At 65.4% G+C, this 6,443-nt stretch carries 6 protein-coding genes; 5 read left to right on the top strand and 1 reads right to left on the bottom strand.

Features of this window, described 5'->3' with window-relative positions; translation table 11 throughout:
* The first annotated feature begins 147 nt into the window (after nt 1–147).
* The 5 genes from EN781_RS22330 to EN781_RS22310 all read left to right on the top strand — a co-directional run bounded on the left by EN781_RS22330 (nt 148) and on the right by EN781_RS22310 (nt 5,419).
* Nucleotides 148–1,272 carry a sugar ABC transporter substrate-binding protein gene (locus EN781_RS22330; protein WP_126059026.1) on the top strand — a complete coding sequence of 375 codons (1,125 nt, stop codon included), beginning with the start codon at nt 148–150 and terminating at the stop codon, nt 1,270–1,272.
* A gap of 80 nt (nt 1,273–1,352) precedes the next feature.
* Complete coding sequence (locus tag EN781_RS22325) at nt 1,353–2,897, top strand: sugar ABC transporter ATP-binding protein (RefSeq protein WP_126059027.1); 1,545 nt, start codon at nt 1,353–1,355, stop codon at nt 2,895–2,897.
* A gap of 13 nt (nt 2,898–2,910) precedes the next feature.
* Nucleotides 2,911–3,891: an ABC transporter permease gene (locus EN781_RS22320; RefSeq protein ID WP_126059028.1), complete on the top strand. Its 981-nt coding sequence runs from the start codon at nt 2,911–2,913 to the stop codon at nt 3,889–3,891.
* Complete coding sequence (locus EN781_RS22315; protein ID WP_126059029.1) at nt 3,888–4,874, top strand: ABC transporter permease; 987 nt, start codon at nt 3,888–3,890, stop codon at nt 4,872–4,874. Before EN781_RS22320 ends, EN781_RS22315 begins: the two co-directional genes overlap by 4 nt.
* Nucleotides 4,875–4,930: 56 nt before the next feature.
* Complete coding sequence (locus EN781_RS22310) at nt 4,931–5,419, top strand: gluconokinase (RefSeq protein ID WP_126059412.1); 489 nt, start codon at nt 4,931–4,933, stop codon at nt 5,417–5,419.
* On the opposite strand, the gene EN781_RS22305 is transcribed toward EN781_RS22310, so the two are convergent.
* A partial coding sequence (locus EN781_RS22305) for a hypothetical protein (RefSeq protein WP_127400338.1) occupies nt 5,414–6,443 on the bottom strand: 1,030 nt, incomplete at its 5' end. The two genes, EN781_RS22310 and EN781_RS22305, sit on opposite strands and share 6 nt — an antisense overlap.

Below are 6,443 nucleotides of genomic sequence, written 5' to 3'. Positions count from 1 at the left end.
CCTTGAGGGAGATGGAGGAGGGGGCATCGGGTGGCAAACCGCCACCCTGGGTAGGCGTCATGGGGCAAGGCTGGAGGGCTTCGCCGGATGTGGACGGGCGCCAGAACCACGCAGCATCAGGCAGAACTGCAATCGGGAGGAATATCGATGATCAAGTCACTTGTTGGTGGCATCGTTGCCGCCACTGCATTCGTTATGCTGAGCTCATCGGCGATCGCCGAGCCGGAAATCGTCAAGGGACCGGCCGCGGAGCCGGACTGCTTCGCGCCGTGGGCAGCCGATACCCAGTTCTTCAAATTCCCCAAGAAGGAGGGCCCGTACCGCATCGCGCTCGCCAACGGCTATATCGCCAATACCTGGCGCATCCAGATGATCCAGACGGCCAAGGCCTATGCCGCGCAGAAGGACGTCGCGGCAAAGCTCAAGGAATTCAAGGTCGTATCGACCGGCGAGGATGTGCCGGCGCAGATTTCGGCGATCAACAACTTCATCGATTCCGGCTTTGATGCGGTCGTCGTCAATGCGCAGAACCCGACGGCCTTCGGGCCGGTGATCAAGCGCGCCAAGGAAGCCGGCGTCGTTCTTGTCGCCTTCGACAACATCCTCGACACCAAGGATGCCATCAACGTCAATGTCGACCAGAAGGGCCTCGGGGAACTGTGGGCCAAGTGGCTGATCAGCCATATACCCGATGGCGGCAAGATCCTGGAAGTACGCGGTGTTGCCGGCACCTCGGTCGACACCGATCGCCACAATGGCATCCATGAGGTCCTGGACGCTTCGGGCAAGAAGTGGGACGTCACCGAAGTCGCCGGCAAATGGGATGATCCGACAGCGCAGAAGGTCACCGCCGACGCCATCGCCACCAACGGTCCGTTCGTCGGCATCACCGGCCAGGGCGGCGACACCGGCATCGTACAGGCGATGATCGATGCAAAGCATGCTTTCGTGCCGTTCGGCGGCGAGACCGAAAACGGCTTCCGCAAGTTCTGCGCGGCGCACGCGGCCGATGGCCTGAAGTGCTCGTCGGCCGGCACCGGCCCCGCCCAGGTGGCGGTCGCTATCAAGACGGCGATCTCCGCGCTCGAGGGCAACGTCGTGCCGCAATCGGTGAAACTGCCGCTGGCGATCGTCGAGGATCCGAACTTTAAGGAAGGCCAGGACTACTTCCCCGATCAGTCCGACAATTTCTTCGTCGGCAATTCCTTCCCGACCTGCGGGATCAATTTCACCGCGCAGGAAATCATGGGCCAGACCAAGGAAAACAAGTAGTCTGACCGGCCGGGGCGGTGGGCATCTCCCGCGGCTCCGGCTGCTTGCCATCTGTCGATAGAAATTGCCTCGGAGGGCTGATGGACGGCGCGGTTCCGCTCTTTCGCATGGAAGGCATATCCAAGCGCTATGGCGGCGTGCGTGCCTTGGAAAAGGCCGAGCTGACGGTCACGGCCGGTAGCATCCACGCCATTCTCGGCGAAAACGGCGCCGGCAAGTCGACACTGATCAAGGTGATGGCCGGGGTCGTCGCGCCGGACGAAGGCCGCATGATGCTGGACGGTCGCGAGGTGAGCTTCGCCTCGCCGGCGGCGGCCAACCAGGCAGGCATCGTCTGCATCTTCCAGGAACTGTCGCTGATACCGGAACTCAGCGTCGCCGACAACATCGTCATCTCCGACCCGCCGAAACGTTTCGGCCTGATCGACCGCAAGGCGCAGCGCCGCATCGCCGAAGAGGCGCTCGCCCGCGCAGGTGCTTCCGACATCCATCCGCTGGGGCTGGTGAAGGATTTGCCGCTGTCGCGCCGGCAGATGGTCGAGATCGCCAAGGCGCTGGCCCGCAAGCCGCGCATCCTGATCCTCGACGAGGCGACCTCGGCGCTGACCGCGACCGATGTCGCCAAGATCTTCGGCGTGCTGAAGAGGCTGCGGGAAGAGGGGCTGGCGCTGCTCTACATCTCGCACCGGATGAACGAGATCGCCGAGCTTGCCGACCAGTGCACCGTCTTCCGCAACGGCCGCAACGTCGCCAGCTACGCGGCTGGCTCGAAGAGCGACAGCGAAGTCGTCGAATTGATGATCGGACGCGAATACAGCCACATCTTCCCGCCGAAGCCGGCGCGGCACGCCGCCGCCGTCCCGGTGCTGGAGGCACGCAACCTGTGCTGGACCGATCGGCTGGACAATGTCTCGCTCACCGTCGGGGCGGGCGAGGTCGTCGGCCTCGGCGGCCTCGACGGTCAGGGCCAGCGGGAGTTGCTGCTTGCCTTCTTCGGCGTGCTGCGCGGCCTTGCCGGCGAGATCCTGGTCGACGGCAAGGCGGTTTCCATCGCCAGTCCTTCAGCCGCGCGTGACGATCGCATCGGCATGGCGCTCATCCCCGAGGACCGCAAAACCGAGGGGCTCATGCTGCCGATGACGGTGCGCGAGAACCTTTCCTTCGCGGCGCTCGACCGACTGTCAAAGGCTGGCGTCATCGACCGCGCGACCGAGCAGCGGCTGATCGACGACATGGTGGAGCTGCTCGCGATCAAGACCGCTGGCCTCGACATTCCGGTCGGCGCGCTGTCGGGCGGCAACCAGCAGAAGGTCGTCATCGCCAAATGGCTGATGCGGCAGCCGCGCATCGTCCTGCTCAACGACCCGACGCGCGGCATCGATGTCGGCACCAAGCAGGAACTCTACCAGTTGATGCGCAAGCTCGCCGACGCCGGGGCCGCGATCCTGTTCTATTCGACCGACTATGACGAACTGATCGGCTGCTGCGACCGGGTGCTCGTGCTCTATGACGGCGCGGTCAAGCGCGAGCTGGTCGGCGCCGAGATCACCGAGCATGCGCTGATCGCCAGCGCGCTCAATATCCACGGCGAGGGCGCCGGTCCGATGCAGGGAGAGGGCGCATGAAGGGGATCGCAGCGTGAAGGATTGGCGTTACTGGCTGGCCGAGCAACGCGGAACGCTGCTCGCACTCGGTATCTTCGTCGCCATGTTCGCGATCTACAGCGCGAACCACCCGGCGGGCTTTACCGCCAATGTCGTGCAGACGGCCGCCAACAAGGGCGTGCTGCTTGCCTTCGTCGCCATGGCGCAGACCCTGGTGGTGATCACGGCCGGCATCGATCTATCCGTCGGCATGATCTTCACGCTGACCAATTGCCTGGCTTCCTGGCTGGTGATCGGCACCGGCCTCGAGACGGCCTTCGGCGTCGTCGCGGTGCTCGGCACCGGGCTCGTCTGCGGCGCCATCAACGGCGCCATCGTCATCTATGGGCGGCTGCAGCCGATCGTCGCCACCATCGCCACCGGCGCCGTCTATTTCGGCCTCGCACTGCTGCTGCGGCCGTTTCCGGGCGGTTCGGTCAATGAGGACCTTGCCGATTTCCTGACCGGGCGCTTCTTCGGCGTCGCGCCGGCGAGCCTGGTCGCGCTGGCGGTCGTGGTGCTGATCGTGTGGGTGCCGTTCAGCCGCTCGGAGCTTGGCCGCGCGGCCTACGCCGCCGGCTCCTCGGAAACCGCCGCCTACATGTCGGGCGTGCCGATCCGGCGCGGGAAATTCGTCGCCTACGCGCTTGCCGGGCTGCTTGCCGCGATCGGCGGGCTGTTCCTGACCTTCTTCACCTATACGGGTGACGCCGCCTACGCCAGCGGCAATGCCTATACGCTGTTTTCGATCGCCGCCGTCGTGCTCGGCGGCGTTTCGCTGTTCGGCGGCAAGGGCAGCGCCATCGGCGCGATCTTCGGCGCGCTCGCCTTCCGCACCATTGGCGACCTTTTGTTCGTCTTCGATTTCGATCCGCTCTGGCAACCGCTGTTCCAGGGCGTCATCCTCCTGATCGCGGTCAGCCTCGGCGCCTTCGCCCTGTTCAGGGTCCGCAACCGGCTGGAGTGGTTCCTGTGAGCGAAACGACCATCGGCGGCATCGCCGGGCGCATGCCGAAATTCATCCGCCGCGCCGATCCGGCTGTTATCACGGCCTTCGCCTGCATAGCGCTGCTGCTGTTTCTCGGCAGCCTCTATTCGCGCAGCTTCCTGTCGCCGGAATATCTCTTGCAGCAGCTCAAAGTGGCGTCGTTCCTCGGCGTCATTGCCACCGGCATGATGCTGGTCATCCTGCTCGGCCAGATCGACCTGTCGGTGCCGTGGTCGGTGGCGGTCGGCGCGATGATGGCCGCCGCGGCCGCGGCCTACGGTCCGGTCGGCGTGGCGCTTGCCATCCCGTTCGGCATTGTCTGCGGCATCGCGATCGGCGTCGTCAACGGCATCGGCGTCGCCTATCTGCGCATCCCCTCGATGATCGTGACGCTGGCCACCAACGCCGTCGCGCAAGGGCTGATGGTGGTCTACACGGGGGGCTTCTCGCCGCAGGATTCGGCAACGCCGGCCATGCGCTACCTGGCGACCGGCTTTGCCATTCCGGCGGTGCCCAACGCCGTCATCATCTGGGCGCTAATCGGCGCGGCCATGGTCTTCGTGCTGACCCGTACCGGCTTCGGCCGCGCCGTCTACGGCATCGGCAACCGTGAGCGCGCCGCCTATCTTTCGGGCATCGACACACGCCGCGTTGTGATGGTCGCCTTCGCGGTTTCGGGCGGACTCTCGGCCTTTGGCGGCGTGCTTTTGGCGGGTTACGCTTCGAAGGCGGCGCAGTCGATGGGCGATGCCTATCTCTTGCCGTCGATCGCGGCGGTGGTGCTCGGCGGCACCTCGATCCTTGGTGGACGCGGTTCCTATCTGGGCACTGTCGCCGGCGTCATCCTGATCACGCTTCTGCAGTCCATCCTCTCGGTCATGCAGATGCCGGAGGCAGGACGGCAGATCATCTACGGCGTGGTCATCGTGGTCATGCTTCTGCTCTACGGCCGGGCCCCGGCGAGCCGCTGACCGTGATCGAAAAAGCGGGACCGCCGGCGACCAAGACGCCGCTGGCCATCGTGGTGATGGGGGTTGCCGGCTGCGGCAAGTCCGCGGTCGGCGAGGCGCTGGCGGCGGCGCTGGGTACGGCATTCGTCGAGGGCGACAGGCTGCATCCGCCCGAGAATGTGGCGCGCATGGCAAGCGGTGAACCGCTCACCGACGAATTGCGCGCCGGCTGGCTCGATGCGATCGGCCGGCGCATCGCGGCCTCGATCGCCGACGGGCAGAGCGTAGTCGCCGCCTGCTCGGCGCTGAAGCGCGGCTACCGCAGGCGGCTGCGCGGCTTTTGCCCGGACCTGCGTTTCGTCTATCTGGAAATCGATGCGGAAACCGCCAGGCGCCGTGTCGGCAGCCGCAAGGGGCATTTCATGCCGGCGAGCCTGGTCGACAGTCAGTTCGCCACTCTGGAAGCGCCGACAGCGGATGAACCCGCCTTGACCGTGGACGGCACCGGCCGGATCTCCAACATCGTCGCCGGCGTGCTTGACGAACTCAGGACAAAGACCTCATGAGGATACGTCGGCGTCGGCGTCCGTCGTGTCGCCCGACCTCGCGGTGAACCTCTGGGCACCTGCCCATACCATCATCTGTTCCGGGTACAATTTCATCGCCTCCAGGAGGCGATCGCGCTTGAGCAGGATGTAGCGCGCCTGCAGCTCCAGGTTCTTCGCCGCCATCTCCCCTGTCGCGGCGGATATCGGCTCTTCAGCCGGGACCAGTTCGGGACTGATAACCGCACGGTATTCGCGAAACGGCACCGTCTCGAAGGTCGACATGGCAAACAGCGCCGTTCCGCCGCGCGCGGCGAAGTTCGCCGGAGTCGAGGCCAGTTGGGTCCAGCCGCTTTGCCCCATGTCGACTTCGGTGAACGTCGTGCCGGAGTGGGTGGTGTTGGTCATCAGGACGACGCCGTTTTCCCTGAGCATGCGCTGCATGCGCACGGTCACCTGATAGGCGTCGCCGCGCTCGAAGATGACCCGGCCTTTCAGAAAACGGTTCTCCACCGCGATCAGCGGCCGGTTCAGGAAGCGCAGGCCGAACACCGTGTCCGAAACGCCGTGGAAGTTGACGCTGACCTGATGCGCCTCGATGCCGGCCTCATGCAAGGCCCGCTTGCCGATGACGGTCTGGGCGGTGAACTGATCACACCAGATGATGGCGCCCCGACCTCGCTGCAGCGCCGCGCGCAGGCCCTCAAGCCCCTCCAGCCGAATTTCCGGCGACCATCCATGGCCGGTGATGTGCGCGGCAAGCAGCAATTGTCGGCGATGGACCGCGGCAAGCAACCCCTTGAATAGCGCTTCCGTATCGACGCCATCGCCGAAGACGGCACGAACCGCCGCGGCATAGCGTGGAAAATCCTTGCGGAGATGGCGCCTCAGCCGGAGCTTGGAGCTCCAGGCGCAGATCCGCACCCAACTGGCGAGCGGCAGCGTCGCGGCGACCACGAGAAAAAAGCCGAGCAACAGGCTTTCGCGAACATCGCGGTTCGAGAAGCGGCGCAGCCGGCCGGGCCTGACCAGCCTGCGGCTGAAG

The organism is Mesorhizobium sp. M4A.F.Ca.ET.090.04.2.1 (assembly GCF_003999085.1).
In the GTDB taxonomy this organism is placed as follows: domain Bacteria; phylum Pseudomonadota; class Alphaproteobacteria; order Rhizobiales; family Rhizobiaceae; genus Mesorhizobium.
The sequence above is the reverse complement of the archived record's forward strand: the minus strand, read 5'-3'. Positions and strand labels throughout refer to the sequence as shown.